Source organism: Butyricimonas paravirosa (genome assembly GCF_032878955.1).
Lineage (GTDB): Bacteria > Bacteroidota > Bacteroidia > Bacteroidales > Marinifilaceae > Butyricimonas > Butyricimonas paravirosa.
This window is the reverse complement of sequence record NZ_CP043839.1, coordinates 4,255,902-4,271,761: the sequence shown is the minus strand read 5'-3', so window position 1 is coordinate 4,271,761 and position 15,860 is coordinate 4,255,902. Positions and strand designations below refer to the sequence as shown.

Sequence of the window (15,860 nt, the reverse complement as noted above, 5' to 3'; positions counted from 1 at the left end):
ACTTATTTCGTACTATTTCTCCAATCCATATCTTTCACCTTCACTAAATCCGTCCAATGACAACGCTCATCTGGTGTCAATTCAAATTTGTTCTGATCCGTCCCTAACACATACTTCTGTAAAGTTCCCCCTGTCGTACTGTTATATGTCGCTATATACAAATCATTATACGTTGTATTCGACTGAATATCAAACTTCAACATAGTGATTTCATCATCCAGTTCCATCTTATACAATTTTTCATACCCCTTATTGTAATCATACGCATACAAGGTCTTTCCCACGGCATAGAGGAACATTGAACGTTTTGACGAAAAAGCAAACAATTTTGCATCATTTATCCCGGTCGCCAAAGAAGAATTTATGGCATAATAAGCTCGTTTATAAGCATTACTATAAGCATAGAACTTATAAATATGAAATTGATTGGTTTCAGTATCTTTCATCAAGGCAAATGAATTTCCGTTAGAACTTCCCCCCTCCGTATCCATCGTATTCTCTGCATACCATAACACCCGACCTTCCGGTTGAATCCACGGGAAAATATCTCCCGTTCCATCAGACAACTCTCGAGAATAAGTGTCAAACGTTCCAAAACGCAAGAAACGATTATCGTCCGTATCATAAAGCACCGCACCATACACGTACCCCGGAGACGAGAATATATAAGGATAAGCTTTGAACAACACATCCTGAGATTTTGAAGCCCTATTCATCGGATTCGGATAATACTCTCCACTATAAAGAGACACCATGAAAACATATCCGTTATCACAAACAACCATACGATTCGTGGACATATTTCCAGCTCTATTTTTAGCAATCATGTGTACGGGATTCAATTGCTCCGGCATTTCAAAACTTGAATAGACCATACGTTCGAAAGTATTTAAAGGATCACCCTCAAATGTCGTCGTATTCACGTAATAGGAACGATCCTCCGTAGCAACCCATAATTTCACATACGGGTCCATAGACGCAGTATAAGCACTCGTGTACATAATACTTTTTGCTCCTCGCATAGGTGGCAATCCATTATTTGACAATAGGTTCTTCAACACGATCGTGTCTCCCGGCATGGCAATCATGTCCACGTTCACGAATCCATCCTCATCATCCCCAATCAAAAGGAATCCACGGGCAACCTCCGTTCTCACGACTAAAGAGGTATAATTCATCCACAACAGTCCGGTTTGCTTATCCCTCACTTTCAAATAAAGGGCGTAAGATCCCGGGTAAAGCTCCATAAAATACTTCAACTCCCGTTCCGTTCCTATCACTTCGCTAGAAAGATCACTAGCCACTCCCGGAACAGCTTTCCACTCATACTCATATCTATCGGGTGTTAAACTGTCTAGTGAAAATAATAGCTTGGGTTTAATTTTCAGTGTATCTTTTTTAAAGATCATACTATAACCATCCCCCAGCTCGTCTATCACAATCTCATTCACCTCCGTGTAATCATAAGATCCCTTATCATCATAACAAGAAACTACGACACATGAAAAGGCTAACATCAAAAACAATATTATATTTCGTCTCATAACATACTATTTTATACATTCAACCTATTGTTCTGGTACCCAAGGTACTCCCACGACAGACGTCCAAGATACTCCCATGAACCACATCAAACGTCCATCATCCTCCAATACTGGAGTTCCTTTATCATAAAGCTCTTGTAGATAGTTAGCCATATGTTCTTGAATCACGGCTTGTTTCGCTCCCGGCATAGTTGCTTCAGTTTGAAAGTCTTCATACGTCAAATCAAACTGGTCACAAATCAACTTGTACTTCTTTACCGTGAAAACTCCCCAACGTCCACTTTCCGTATCTCCCGGCTGATCGTACACTCCCCCGATCCAACGAGCCGGTTTCACGATAAAGTCACTCATGATAATCTTATGCACGGAGGCATCAAATTCACTAGAACCTTCGCTAGACCACATTCCGGCTAACTTGCCCCATTCGGGAATACCGATAATAAAATCATTCGTTGGAAGGAGTCTTAAACCCAGCACTTTTTCAACCTCCATAATATTCTCGTTTCTTTTCAAATGGATAACCACATCCGCATAAGTCTGTCCGGCTTTAATCACCTGCATCTCCTCAAACGGTTCATAATTCTGATTCACCACAGCTGTGGTAGAATCTTTATCAACCACCATCTGGAAAGTCCGGTCATAATCCTTCACTCTTCCGGTTGACATCACTCTCACTTTCACCTCGTATGTATCTCCCAAAATGTTCACAAATTCGACGGGTGTGTAAGACTGGTTTGCCCATTTCGTCGTGTCTCCCCACTCGGCACCCCATTGCACGTAAAAGTAAACACCTTCTTCCCCATCATAATCTTTCACCTCTTTTTCACAACTGATCATTCCGATAGCCGCCCAAAAAAGAGCGATCATATATATTATCTTTTTCATATTCATGTCTTTTTAGTAAAACCATATTCCGTTTACTCCGCCCGCTGGCTCGTTTCACTATCCGGTAAGGGGAACACGTAACTATCCAAAGAAATATTCTTTATACTATTCACCGTACCTCCATCCGGGATGTGTTGCAAAGCATTCCGTTTATAATAGAAAAACAACTGTCCCTCACCAATAAATTCTCTCACATACTCGGCCCGAATCAAACTCTTTAACTCTTCCGCAGAAGATGCATTTTGATTCACGCAATTACGACTAAAACGCAACGGGTTAAAATACTTGTCTAAAGCCGTTTGTACATTAGTTTCACATTCTGCCGCAATCAAGTACAATTCGCTCATCCGAATCAGCGGAATCATATAACGATAAGCCTCCGACCCCGTCCGGGTTTCATCCATATACTTGATAAAATAGGTTACTTCCCGGTTATTCTCCACGGTAGATTCCCACATACGATAACGATAATCATTCTTATCATCATACGTTTCATTAACCCTACCCGTTGCCAGATCTCCCGCCATCGTCAATATACTCGTTGTCGCCAATGTCGGTACGAACAACGTCTTGTAAACAACATCCGGGCGAGAAGTATTGTAAAGAGAGAACAGTACCTCCGGGGAGAACACCCGGTCTGAATTAGCCTCCATGTAATCGGCATCAATCAATGGAAATAAAGGCGTATTCTTATCACTAACCTTTTCTATCACGGTTCGGGCATACTCGCCAGCCTTCTGCGTGTTTCCACTCCACAAATAGGCACGTGCCATTAAAGCATTTATTGCAAAATAATTCAACCGATACTGACGATAATTCATATCATTTGAACCAACCTCCTCCCCGTAATTCTTTGCCCCTTCGGTAATCACCGGATCAACCGTTGACAATAGACTGGAAGCCGTTTCCAAATCCTTAATAATATAACTCATCACGCTATCAGCCCGTAACAAAGGCTGCACGACACGATCCGCCACCGTCATATAAGGCATACAAACAGTTTCTTTACCGGTAGCCGACCAGATCGGACCGAACATTCTCAACAGATCCAAATGCATCATCGCCCGCAAGCCAATAGCTTCACCTTTAATCATACGATAATACTCGTCCGGTAGCACAGAATTTCCATTGCCACAATGCTCTATGATAGCGTTACAATTTGCAATCATCGTGTACAATCCTGACCAAATATTATCAATCTGAGTTTTATAAGTAGCATCCTCGTAGGAATAATCCATATAACGGGCATAAGCGTGATCTGCAATATTACAATTATAATATTGCGCCATCACGTCAATCATTCCCATTGTCAGATTACGACCGTACAAAGACGTCTTGTTCAATTCCGAATACACGCCATTTAGTGCGGTCATGAATCCCTCCTTATCCTTAAATAAGGTATTATCCATAATTCTATCTTCCGGGTCCACTTCCAGCCATGAATTACATGACACGAGTAATAATACCAACCCCGTGGCGAATACTGATTTTATCTTTTTTATTGCATTCATAATCAATCTACTTTAAGTCATTAAAACCTCACACCAAGGGAAAAAGCCACCGTACGGGCAAACGGGTAATCCAATCCCCGCTCATTTTTCACCGTGGAAATTCGGAATATATCATTCATGTACCCTCGAATTGTCATGGAAGACGCTCCTATATACCTTAGCCATTTTGCTTGAGTCTCATAACCCAAAGAAATAGACTCACCACTCAACGTGTTTTCATCCGCAACAAAACGAGAAGACATCGGGGTCGTTTCGGTCAATGAAATAGCTTTAAACTTACTCACGTCCCCCGGCTTTTGCCAACGATCGTACAAGGCCCGTTTATCCTGATTATATTTCAAAGCATTATCAGAAATATTCTCTACTTTATCATATAACGTGGATAAAAATATCTGGCCACCTAACCGATACCGTAAATTAATTGAGGCCGTGAACCCTTTATAATAGAATGAAGTCCCGATAACACCTTCTACCTTAGGATCGGAATTTCCCACAACAACTTCATCCGCATAATCATGTACAAAAGTCTGCGTTCCATCCTTCTTGATAAAAATTTCCCGTCCGGTTGCCGGATCAATACCGGCGGAACGTACCGCCCATAAATCAGAAGGACTACCGCCATCGTAATATCTTGTCAGATTCGAACTTCTGTTATCTTGATTGTATTTATCCAAAGAATTCCCGATATTTTTATATTCGGACGTGATATGTCTGGCGTTCAGGTTAAAATTCCAATTCATATGCTCTTTCTGTAATATCGTGTAATTCAACACGGCTGTCACTCCCTCCGTCACCTGTTTACCCAGATTCATCGGGGCTGTACTCGATCCCGTGGATGAAGGCATCTGCACGTAAACTAATAGAGGGTCGGTATTTTTAATGAAATAATCTACCGTTACCTTCAACCTGTTTTTCAAGAAAGCCATGTCAATCCCGTAGTTCTGATCAATCGTCTTCTGCCACTCCAGATTATTGTTTCCCCAAGTAGAGATTACAGCACTTAATCCGAATGGATTAGGATAAGCGGTAGAATACCCGTACACGTTCATTGAAATATAAGCATCGAAATTCTGGTTTCCGGGATTACCGATAGAAAAACGTAACTTCAAATAGTTAATCCAATCCTGTCCTTTAAAGAAAGCCTCGTTATGCACGTTCCAACCTAATCCAATGGCCCAAGTAGTCGTAAATTGCTGTGATAACCCGAAAACGGATGATCCGTCCGAACGAAAATTCGCATCCAGTAAATAGCGATTATCATAAGCATAACCGGCATTTAGATAATAACTAGCCGACCGTTTTTCCGTGTTGGAATAGTTCGGTTTGCCCCCGGAAGGATACCCCGTAGAAAAAGACGGATTAGAATAACGATCATCAATAAATCCCCTTGAAACAAAGCCACTCGATTTGGCCTGATTAGATGCTAAACGTATACCACCCACGGCATTTACCATGTGTTTCTCATTAAATAACTTTCCGTAAGTCACATTAAAATCACCGTCGTAACTCAAGTTCTCTTCATTCGTTTCCGTGTAAGTTCCTTTCTCCGTAGACTCGGCACCGACAAAATCAGAGGCTTTCGGAGATTTAAACACTTCCGCTTTTGCAGATGATTTACTAATACTGAAACGTCCCTTTACCCGTAACTCATCATATACTCGCCAGTCGATCTCGAAATTATTTCTGAATCCGAAAGAACGACTCTCGTTTGAACTATTCAATATCATATCATACAACGGATTATACACGTTCAGAGTCTTCAGATATGAAGATGAATTAATGTCAGAATCCGTGTAAGTTTCCATAACTTGATCCGGCTCTCCATACTCGTTCAACTTCCGATGATACGGGTTCGCCCGGGAGAACTCAGAAAAGGACACATTCTCACGAGAAGACATCGTGTAATCCAGATTCAAATAGTTCGTGAACGCCACGGTTTTATAACGATACATCAACCTCACGTTACCATTCAACACATCACGATCAGAACCTTTCATCACACCTTGTGTCTTATTATAACTGAAACCAATCCCGTAACGCATCCGGTCATCCCCTCCCTCTGCAAAAAGATTATGACTATGAGAAGTTGCAAACCGCAAAGGTTCACTCATCCAGTAAGTATCAACCCCTCGTTTCACTTCCGCCAAACGCTGATAGTACAATTGCTGGTATCCCTCCGACACGATCTCTCCATTAACATCTAAATCTCCATAATACCCAGCTAAACGTTCAAACTCTAATTTCTCTGCAGAATTCATCAAATTATAATCAGACAAATCTGCAAACGTGAAATTCAAATTTCCGTTATAATTCAACCTGAGCGTCCCTGCTGCCGGAGCCTTTGTTTCCACCACAACAACCCCGTTGGCAGCCTTTGCACCGTAAATAGCCGTGGCTGCGGCATCTTTCAGTACCGTAATACTCTCCACCCGATCCATACTCAAATCACTAATTGTAGCTAACGTCGTCTCAAAACCGTCCAATATAAACAACGGTTGATTCGGGTCTGTCTCGTACTCCTGTGTCAAACCAATCACGCTCGTTTTACCACGCACGTTAATATCCGGCAAACGGTTGGGGTCAGAACCAAACTGATTGTTCTCCATAATGGCAAAAGAAGGGTCCATCGTCTTCAGACTCTGCAACACGTTCGTGTTACCGATCGTCTTTAATTCCTTCGCCGTATAAGTTGTCGACGATCCTGTGAAACTCTCTTTCTTACGAGAATAAATACCCGTCACGACAACCTCGTCCAGTCCCTGTACTTCTTCTTTCAATACAACGGTCCACTCTCCGCTTTTTGGAATATTTTTATAAGAAATTGTTTGAGAAACCATCCCAATAAAAGAAAATACAAGTTCAGCGTGAGTTGTATCAGTAACAACAATTGAAAACTCTCCTTCCAATCCCGTCGTTACGCCTAACGTTGTCCCTTTTATTAATACCGTTACCCCCGGTAGCGGATGTTTTCCCTCGTCAACCACTTTTCCTTTTACGGTCACGGCTTTTTTATCCGTACCACGAGTAGACTGTTCCGTCTTAGCCACGATCACCACGATATTATCCTCGATATAAAAATCGAGAGACGTTCCTTCCAGACATTTTTTCAGAATATGCGTCACGTTATCAGAGGTAACATTCACGGAAATCTTCCCCACGTTCTTCACCACTTGATCATTGTACACGAAGGTGTACCCCATTTTCTGTTTAATTTCGTTAAAAGCAACTTGTAATTCCACGTTGTCCAGTTTGATCGTCGTTCGTTGACCCAGCGCTGTGGCCGTGAACGAGACAAACGTCATCAGTAGGGACAACATTGTTAACCTCATCATCAACAAAAAATTCCCATGGGCTCGCCTAAAAAACCCACTCGTTCTGATTTTTTTCATAACTTTGTATCATTAAAATTTCACATTGTGCCTCAGGCACCTTACTTAAACGGGGGATGGTCCAGATCTCCCGTTTTTCTATTTTACAGTCACCGTATGGCCATCCACGGAGATAGTCACCATGCCAGTTCGTTCTATTAATCTCAATACTTTATTAAAATCATCAAATCGTTGCATCTCGATCGTGAAACACTCGTTCATCACCGCCGGATTCTCAAAAATAACCTGCACGTCATACCAGCGAGATAGTTCCTCCATTATATCTTTCAAGGAAACATGAACAAAATGGAATTTTCCCTCATGCCATGCCACGTAAGGAGCCACATCCACGTCAAGTACTTCAAGATCGTTTGTACCCGGAGCCTCAAAAGCTTGTTGACCCGGTTTCAACAGCACAGTGTTATCCGCCCCCTTCACCTGTACACGTCCTTTCACCAGAGTTGTCGCCCGGGAAGACCCGCCATACGCACGAATATTAAATTCAGTTCCGAGTACCCGAACCGTGTAGTCTTTCTCCACCTCCACGATAAAAGGTTTCGCCTCATCATGTTTCACGTCAAAATAAAGCTCCCCCTTCGCGTACACTTTCCGTTCCTTCCCTGTAAACACGGTCGGGAAACGAAGAGACGATTCCGCATTTAACCATACCACCGTTCCGTCGGGCAGCACGACTTTATACTCTCCCCCCCTCGGAATCCGGATTTCGCTGTATTGGGCCGCACTTATTTCCGCACTATCACTTTTGTAGGTCAACGTCCCTCGTTCATTCACGAACCGGCCACCTTCAAACAACTGTAAGTCACAAATACTGTCTTTACCCAAATCGACCACTTTGCCATCAGGTAAATAAAGCTGTGCCGTTGATACTCCCGGAACAATTCGCTCTTGCCGTAGCTCCGGCACTCCCGGTTCTACCTGCCGCATATTCAAGTACATTATCCCGATCAAAAGAGGAACCATCAATGAAGCTGCCACCGCCCAGCGACGCATCACAAGACGACGACGCAACCCGGTAGCCCGTTCCAAACGGAGCCACGTTTTCTCCCTTCCTTTATCCAGTCGATCAAAATAGAACGACTTTTCCAGCATATTCTCCTTGTTGCAAATTTTCTCGAACAATTCCCTATGCCTTCCTTCACGTAACCAGGATTCGAGCATTTCCCGTTCAGACGCAGAGAGTTCCCCACGTAAAAAACGATAAATAACAAGCTCTATCCTAGGATCAATTTTCTCCATTTTTCAAAAATTTCCCCTAAAACGTGAACACCTCCCCACAGGGTGACACCCTTTGTAAAAAAAAATTCTTTAAACGCCCAAAAGAAGTAATAACAACCACTGAATACCCTTCAACCGTTCCCGTAACACCCTGTAAGCACGCAATTTAATCGTCTTCACCGTGTTCACGGAAACTCCTAACTCTTTCGCAATTTCAGGATTGGAAAGGCCCTCCATCGTCAGAATCACGACCCGACGGGATCGCTCCGACAAATCCTTTATCGCATCGTACACCATCGCATGGACCTCCTCTTCAAGAATAAATTCTTCCTCCCCCTCTTCCGTGAGCCACAGGATTAATTCCGGCTCATTGCGACGTTGCACTTTTGGTGACGCAGGTAATCCAAACAAGCATTTCTGACACTCATATACAGGAAACTTTTAATTGCCGCAACAAAATAAAAGTCCGCCCGTTTCTCCCACACCTTCAGGAAAGCATCTTGCACGAAATCTTCAACAATCTCATCATCCTCAATATACTGGAAACCGTACGACTTCACGGGGAGATAATATCGATCAAAAATCTCCTTGAAAATCACACCATTTCCAGCCCGGAACTTTTTTATTAGAACATCCTCTGATTTCGTCAAAACAATAAGTACTAATTACAAGAAACACTTACTTTACATGAACTCAAAGTTAATATTTTCTTTCTTTCAATACAACTCCCTTAACAATTTTAATGACAATATCTTGCCTTTAAAGGGCAAAACATGCTGAAGAACATACCAGAGGAGACGAGGTCGCTTCCCAAAATTAGTTTACCAAACTTACCTGCTTATAGTAAACCACATCCCCGACAAGACAGGATGAGATAAGGCAGAAAACGGGGATCAACTTCGGTACACTCTCGGTATTCCTCCGCTACTCCCTCGCTCGTGAGCGAACGTGTACCGACCGTGCGAGGAAAATAAATCGGGGGTAAAGGCTTATCACACCCTTTACCCCCCAAAACATCTTTTCGTTCTCTTCCTAAATCACCAACAAGCCGTATAAATCACGGCTAACAAAATACAAATCACGTAAGCACAAATATTAAATACCTTATCGGTCTTGAACATTTCAGAGGTCAACACCAAGCCTTTCGGGTCGTCATCCGTCTTGCAGGTAGCCAAACTAACCATACCGATTGTTACCATCGTCAACAAGAACGTGTACATCATCTGATCGAGGAACGGCATTTCGATGGGCAGGAACTTCAACAACAACGCCACGGGAATAGAGATCAGCACTCCGATTATAGCCCCCCGGTTCGTAGTCTTCTTCCAGAACAATCCCATCAGGAAGACGGCCAGTATACCGGGGCTCACTAACCCCGTGTACTCTTGAATATACACGAACATCTGATCGAAATTAGCCATCATAGGAGCAATCAAACCCGCAATCACCAACGCCACGGCTGCCGTGATCCGTCCCACACTCACTAATTTTTTGTGCGAGGCCTCCCGATCCATGTAAGGTTTATAAATATCCATCGTAAATATGGTAGAAGTCGAATTCAGCATGGAGGCCAACGAAGAAACAATAGCCGCTGCCAATGCCGCCAGCACCAAACCCTTCAAACCCGTGGGTACAAACGTCCCGATCAGCCACGGATAGGCTTTATCATTTCCTCCCGTCATCTCGAACATTGCCGTCACGGACGGGTCTTTAGACTCGGTGTACATCACGAAAGCCACGATTCCCGGAATAACCACAATCAAAGGCACGATCAATTTCAGAAACGCCGCAAAAGCAATACCTCGTTGAGCCTCTTTCAATGACTTGGCCGCCAACGTCCGCTGGATGATGTATTGATTGAACCCCCAATAATAGAGGTTTGCCACCCATAAACCACCGATAAGCACGGCAATACCCGGCAGGTTTTTAAACTCCGGGTTATCCTTCGAGATAATCATATGGAACTTATCGCCCGCCGTGTCCACGACGTGGTTAAATCCCTCCACGACACCGCCACCGGGCAACACGTTATCCAAAGCGATAAGCGTGGTTATAACGCCCCCGACGATCAACAAAGCCACCTGAATCACATCCGTCCAAGCCACTGCCGACAATCCCCCGTAAATGGAATATGCCGCGGCAACAAAGGCCAGCCCGACAATGGCAGGAATGAACAACTCCCCGTTACCCGTACCAATAATCGTATCAATAGCTTTTGCCCCCAGGAAAAGCACTGAAGTCAGGTTCACAAAAATAAACAAGGCGATCCAGAAAACGGCAAGAATAGTCTTCAGGTTTGTCGAAAAACGTTTTTCCACGAATTCGGGGATCGTGTAAAGCCCCTGTTTGATAAATATAGGTAAAAAGAATTTACCCACAATGATTAAGGTCAAGGCTGCCATAAACTCATACGAGGCAATGGCCAGTCCCACAGCGAACCCCGATCCGGACATCCCGATAAATTGTTCGGCAGAGATATTCGCCGCAATCAACGAGGCCCCGATAGCCCACCATGGTAACGATTTGCTCGCAAGGAAATAATCCTCCGTTGTCTTTTGCACGCCTTTCTTACCTCTTGACACCCACAATCCCACGGCGATAATCATTAAGGCATACGCCCCGAAAATGAAATAATCCCAGAACTCAAAACTCGTGTTCAACATTTTTCCAATTGTTATGGTTTATACTTAGTAGATTTTCCTCACCCCATCACCAATGTCCGCCACGTAAAACTCTGCATTCAATCCAATTTTATCATGATACACGGAAGCTAATTTCTCGATAAATCCCTGCACGTTATCCTCATTCACAAGACTCACGGTGCAACCACCGAAACCGCCCCCCGTGATCCGGGACCCCAGCACACCCGGCAACTTCTGCCCTTCCTCCGCCAGCGTATCCATCTCGACACCGGTAACCTCGTAATCTTCCTTCAATGACCGATGCGACGCGTTCATCAATTCCCCGAAACGAACCAAATCCCCCTTTTGCAACACGTCAATGGCCTCGTTTACCCTAGCGTTCTCCGAGACGGCATGACGAGCCCGGCGATAAACGGTTTCATCAGAAATCAGATGCCGCACCCACTCCAATTCTTCCTCGCTCAAATCACACAGATGTTTCAAGTTCAGTCCTTGATTTATATCGGCCAAAGCCTGTTCACACTGGCTCCGCCGCACGTTATACTCGGAAGTAACCAGATCATGGTTCTTATTTGAATTGGTGATTACCAATTTATACCCATTGAGGTTTAGCGGGATCAAATCATAATCCAAAGTACCGCAATCCAGCGCAATAGCGTGTCCCTTCTTTCCCATACCCACGGCAAACTGATCCATAATCCCGCAATTCATACCCACGAAAACATTCTCTGCCCGTTGTGACATTTTCACCAACTCCACCACGTCCAGCCCGGCATTCAACTGATCGTTCAGCATAAACGCCGTCACGACCTCTATCGAAGCTGACGAGGATAACCCGGCCCCATTCGGAATATCCCCGAAATACAGAATGTTAAAACCCCACGGGTCAAGCCCCCGATCCGAGAACTCCTTCACCACGCCCAAAGGATATTTCACCCATTCACTGGGTTTATTCTCAAAAATACTTTGATCACATTCCACTTGAAAAGTTTGGTTCATACTGGCGAAAGCAATCTTCCGATCCTCCCGACGAGCCACGGCCAGATAAGTCCCGAAACTTAACGCACACGGGAATACCCGTCCCCCGTTATAATCAATATGTTCCCCGATTAGATTTACCCGTCCGGGAGCAAAGTACAGATGTTCAACCTTTGCCCCGTAAATTTCCTCAAATCTTTTTTCCAACACGCCTGTATCCATTTTAATTAATTTAAAATTTAGAATTTAAAATGGGGTCTAACGCCATATGTCTACAAAGTTAAAGTATTTTCTTTAAAATTTTATATTCAACACGAATGAAAATTACATTCTATTGCTTATTTTTATGAGTCGATTAAAATCATGGATCATGGAATTGAAAGAATATATTCTCAAGAATGAATGCCTTGAAATTCACGTATGTAATCTCGGCGGGATTATAAAAAACATATTTGTACGCGATTGCAGGTGGAAACTTGTAGACGTGGTTTTAGGATTTGATACCCTTGAACAATATATTGACCCGGAGTACCGGAAAAATTACCCTTATTTCGGGGCGCTCATCGGACGCTATGGTAACCGCATCAAAGGCGGGGAGATCACGATTGACAACAAGACTCACGTGTTGAACAAGAATGAAAAAGAAAATACCCTCCACGGGGGAACACCCGGATTCGATCAACGTCTTTGGGACGCGGAGCAACCGGACAACGAACATCTCATTCTGCACTACACTAGCCCGGACGGGGAGAACGGTTTCCCCGGTACACTGGACGTCACGGTTCGTTATTCCATTGAAAACAACGTGTTCCGGGTGATTTACGAGGCTAGTTGCGATCAACCGACACACGTGAATCTCACGCAACACCCCTATTTCAATCTAAGGCCGACCGACGAGAATATCGGGAATCACGAACTACGGCTTTATACCTCCCACTATCTGGAAACAACTCCTGATTTAATCCCAACGGGAACTGTCCTCTCGACAGACAAAAAACACGCTTTCAATTTCAACAAACCGCTTTTCCTCGCCTTGCAGGAAGACGGGTTGGATGATTGCTACACGTTCGGAGATCCGATAGAACCCCAACTCATGGCCGAGTTGTCCCACCCGAAAAACGGGATCACGGTCACCATCCTGTCGGATTACCCCGGCTTGCAGGTTTACACGGGTAAATACATCGACGTGGCCAACGGGAAAGGCGGAAAGCATTACGGTCCCTATTCGGGAATTGCCCTAGAGACACAAATGCTCCCGGACAGTCCCCACCATCCTTGTTTTCCTTCCACCCGTTTGAACCCGGGCGAACGGTATCTTCACAAAACGATCTACTCGTTCAACTGTATCAGTGTGGAAGAAGACTACGAGGACGAAACCGAGGGATAAATCGATAGATTTATTTTCGTTTGGTTTTTAAGAAGAACATCGGGATCACAGCCAATAACGTAGTAACGAATGCCACGAAAAACACATCGTTAATCCCACTGATATAGGCCTCCATGTCCACGTGCTCAAGTATATATTGTTTCGCATAGGACACGGATTCCGCACGTCCCAATCCACCACTCGAACTAAAAAAGCGGCTTAACCCATCCACCACGTTCAAGTAAGTCTCTCCCGTGTAAGCAATGGCCTCGTGATAACGTTCCGTGTGATACGTCTGTCGCTGGCTCAACAAATGGCTGAACATGGCCACCCCGAAACTTCCCCCGATTTGCCGCACTATGTTCGTCACGCTCGACGCTTGAGCCATCTGTTGGTTACTGATTTGCCGCAAAGAGACGTTGAGCAAGGGCGGGTAAAGAATCCCTAACCCGACTCCCCGCAAATAGAGGCTGATCATGATGTACCACTTATCGGTCAGAAAGGAAAAGGAGTAATTCATGTAAAAACTGGTACATAACAGGAACAATCCCAACACGATCACGACCTTTGGGTTTACCCACCGGGAAGCATTTCCGGCCAACGGGGATGCCACCGCTTGTAGAAATCCCACGGGCAGGAAGAACAAACCCGTCTGGTAGGCCGAATACCCCAGCGAATCCTGCATATACAAGGGAATCAGAAAAGTACTCCCGAACATCCCGATCCCGAATATAAACACGATCAGGTTCGCCAGCGAGAAATTGTGGTCCTTGAATATCTTGAGATTAATCATAGGATGTTTTACCGTCAATTCCGTGTACAGGAATAACACGAAACTAACCACTGCCACCCACATACATCCCAACACCAACGGGCTGGACCACCCTTTCGTGTTCGTACTTGAGGTCACCTCGGACAGACCATACAGGAAAACGGGCAAAAACACGGCAGACGTGATAAAACCCGGTATATCAAACTTCTGCCTCATACCCGTCTTGTACTCCTGTTGCACGATCATCGTGTATATGATACTGAATATCCCGATAGGAATATTCACGAAAAAGATATAATTCCAATTCAAATTATCCACGAGATAGCCACCGATAAGCGGACCAAAGGAAACAGAGGCAGCCGAGGCGATCGCCCAGAACCCGAGCGCCATACCCCGTTGCTCCACTGGGAAAACGGTCGTTACCACAGCCATCCCCACGGGCATCAGCAAACCACCCCCGATTCCTTGGAATATACGCCAGAATACCAGTTCCCCGATAGCCGTGGAATTGCCACACATGAACGAACCCACTGTAAATACTGTCAACGAGAAAATAAAGATTCGCTTGTAACCGAAACGATCAGACAGCCACCCTGCAGCCGGAAGAATGGTTGCCATGGAAAGCATGTAGCCCGTCAGAATCCATTCGGCACTATTCATCGACGCCCCAAGCGTTCCCATAATCACGGGTAAACCCGTGTTGACTACCGTGGAATCAAGCACGGCCATAAACGTGGTCAACATGACGTTAAACAGCACGAGCCACTTGTAACTTCCTCCACCGATCGGTGTTGCGGTAACGACATTCATGGTCACTCCTTCTCGATTTTAACCGTTGCAGACATACCTGAAACCAACTTCACCCGAGCCTTTTGCCCGTCATCACCTTCAACCCTATCAATAGAGATCTTCAACGGTATGCGTTGGGTTACTTTCGTGAAATTACCGGATGCATTATTCGGTGGGACAAGGGCGAATTCCGAGGCCGTGTTGTCCCCGATGTAATACACCCGTCCCTCGAAAGTTAGCTTATCGTAAGCATCCAAAGTGAATTGAGCCTTCTGCCCGAGATAAATCTCCTTAAACTTCGTTTCCTCCAAGTAAACCGCTACCCAAATATCTGTTCCCCTATTCAGGGTAAACGCAGTCTGTCCCGCCTCAATCCGATCTCCCGGTAGAACCCAACGTTTTCCGACAACGCCATCAACGGGAGTCATCACCGTACAAGCGCTATCGTCAAGAATAAACAACGTGTCACCCTGTTTCACGGCATCCCCCTCCATCGCGTACAAACGGGTCACTTGTCCCGCCACCGGAGCCGAAACACTCACTCGAAACGAATCGAGATTCGCATCGTCCGTGCGGATATACTTCCTGTAATCCAGCCACCACAAAACGGCAATCACGATTGCCACGATGATAAAGATAATCAGGAATATAATCTTCCTCTTCTCCCCTTTACCGGAGACTGTTGTTGTAGTATCTGCCATAAATCGAGTTTAGTTTAGTTAGAATTAAAATATTCACCTTATAAACGTCAAGACAAGCCGTTAGGTTA

12 protein-coding genes are annotated in these 15,860 nt (G+C 44.6%); 1 reads left to right on the top strand and 11 read right to left on the bottom strand.

All coding sequences use genetic code 11. The features are described 5' to 3' along the window. Positions 1-2: 2 nt before the first annotated feature. The 9 genes from F1644_RS17305 to F1644_RS17265 form a co-directional block, all read right to left on the bottom strand. Complete coding sequence (locus F1644_RS17305; RefSeq protein WP_118304446.1) at positions 3-1,544, bottom strand: PKD-like family lipoprotein; 1,542 nt, start codon at positions 1,542-1,544, stop codon at positions 3-5. A 24-nt stretch (positions 1,545-1,568) separates the two neighbouring features. Further along, complete coding sequence (locus F1644_RS17300; protein WP_158572042.1) at positions 1,569-2,429, bottom strand: DUF4843 domain-containing protein; 861 nt, start codon at positions 2,427-2,429, stop codon at positions 1,569-1,571. A gap of 32 nt (positions 2,430-2,461) precedes the next feature. After that, the gene (locus F1644_RS17295) at positions 2,462-3,940 is read right to left on the bottom strand and encodes a RagB/SusD family nutrient uptake outer membrane protein (RefSeq protein WP_118304447.1); all 1,479 of its coding nucleotides are present in this window, start codon (positions 3,938-3,940) and stop codon (positions 2,462-2,464) included. 20 nt (positions 3,941-3,960) lie between these two features. Further along, positions 3,961-7,272, bottom strand: coding sequence for a SusC/RagA family TonB-linked outer membrane protein (locus F1644_RS17290; RefSeq protein WP_087421300.1), 3,312 nt, complete (start codon positions 7,270-7,272; stop codon positions 3,961-3,963). Positions 7,273-7,407: 135 nt separating this feature from the next. Continuing rightward, positions 7,408-8,565, bottom strand: coding sequence for a FecR family protein (locus F1644_RS17285; RefSeq protein WP_118304448.1), 1,158 nt, complete (start codon positions 8,563-8,565; stop codon positions 7,408-7,410). Between the two features lie 69 nt (positions 8,566-8,634). Then, a complete protein-coding gene (locus F1644_RS17280) occupies positions 8,635-8,928 on the bottom strand; it encodes an RNA polymerase sigma factor (RefSeq protein ID WP_317147137.1) in 294 nt (97 codons plus the stop codon). Beyond that, positions 8,901-9,194, bottom strand: coding sequence for a sigma factor (locus tag F1644_RS17275; protein WP_317147136.1), 294 nt, complete (start codon positions 9,192-9,194; stop codon positions 8,901-8,903). The genes F1644_RS17280 and F1644_RS17275 overlap by 28 nt, the downstream gene beginning before the upstream one ends. A 387-nt stretch (positions 9,195-9,581) precedes the next feature. After that, on the bottom strand, positions 9,582-11,207 hold the full coding sequence (locus F1644_RS17270; RefSeq protein WP_087420929.1) for a sodium/sugar symporter: 1,626 nt from the start codon (positions 11,205-11,207) through the stop codon (positions 9,582-9,584). Between the two features lie 24 nt (positions 11,208-11,231). Beyond that, the gene (locus F1644_RS17265; protein ID WP_118304450.1) at positions 11,232-12,386 is read right to left on the bottom strand and encodes a galactokinase; all 1,155 of its coding nucleotides are present in this window, start codon (positions 12,384-12,386) and stop codon (positions 11,232-11,234) included. A 148-nt stretch (positions 12,387-12,534) separates the two neighbouring features. On the opposite strand from F1644_RS17265, the gene F1644_RS17260 reads away from it, so the two are divergent. Beyond that, positions 12,535-13,551, top strand: coding sequence for an aldose epimerase family protein (locus F1644_RS17260; protein ID WP_158572040.1), 1,017 nt, complete (start codon positions 12,535-12,537; stop codon positions 13,549-13,551). Between the two features lie 10 nt (positions 13,552-13,561). Here the strand turns inward: F1644_RS17260 and F1644_RS17255 are convergent, their stop codons facing one another. Together F1644_RS17255 and F1644_RS17250 are read right to left on the bottom strand one after the other, a co-directional pair. Then, the gene (locus tag F1644_RS17255) at positions 13,562-15,112 is read right to left on the bottom strand and encodes a DHA2 family efflux MFS transporter permease subunit (RefSeq protein WP_118304452.1); all 1,551 of its coding nucleotides are present in this window, start codon (positions 15,110-15,112) and stop codon (positions 13,562-13,564) included. Between the two features lie 2 nt (positions 15,113-15,114). Continuing rightward, positions 15,115-15,792: an efflux RND transporter periplasmic adaptor subunit gene (locus F1644_RS17250; protein ID WP_118304453.1), complete on the bottom strand. Its 678-nt coding sequence runs from the start codon at positions 15,790-15,792 to the stop codon at positions 15,115-15,117. Positions 15,793-15,860: the final 68 nt, after the last annotated feature.

What these genes read in the sequence shown, in the direction of transcription:
- F1644_RS17305 (WP_118304446.1), bottom strand. Translation starts at nt 1,544, where the DNA reads ATGAGACGAAATATAATATTGTTTTTGATGTTAGCCTTTTCATGTGTC.
- F1644_RS17300 (WP_158572042.1), bottom strand. Translation starts at nt 2,429, where the DNA reads ATGAAAAAGATAATATATATGATCGCTCTTTTTTGGGCGGCTATCGGA.
- F1644_RS17285 (WP_118304448.1), bottom strand. Translation starts at nt 8,565, where the DNA reads ATGGAGAAAATTGATCCTAGGATAGAGCTTGTTATTTATCGTTTTTTA.
- F1644_RS17295 (WP_118304447.1), bottom strand. Translation starts at nt 3,940, where the DNA reads ATGAATGCAATAAAAAAGATAAAATCAGTATTCGCCACGGGGTTGGTA.
- F1644_RS17270 (WP_087420929.1), bottom strand. Translation starts at nt 11,207, where the DNA reads ATGTTGAACACGAGTTTTGAGTTCTGGGATTATTTCATTTTCGGGGCG.
- F1644_RS17260 (WP_158572040.1), top strand. Translation starts at nt 12,535, where the DNA reads ATGGAATTGAAAGAATATATTCTCAAGAATGAATGCCTTGAAATTCAC.
- F1644_RS17265 (WP_118304450.1), bottom strand. Translation starts at nt 12,386, where the DNA reads ATGGATACAGGCGTGTTGGAAAAAAGATTTGAGGAAATTTACGGGGCA.
- F1644_RS17290 (WP_087421300.1), bottom strand. Translation starts at nt 7,272, where the DNA reads ATGATGAGGTTAACAATGTTGTCCCTACTGATGACGTTTGTCTCGTTC.
- F1644_RS17250 (WP_118304453.1), bottom strand. Translation starts at nt 15,792, where the DNA reads ATGGCAGATACTACAACAACAGTCTCCGGTAAAGGGGAGAAGAGGAAG.
- F1644_RS17255 (WP_118304452.1), bottom strand. Translation starts at nt 15,112, where the DNA reads ATGAATGTCGTTACCGCAACACCGATCGGTGGAGGAAGTTACAAGTGG.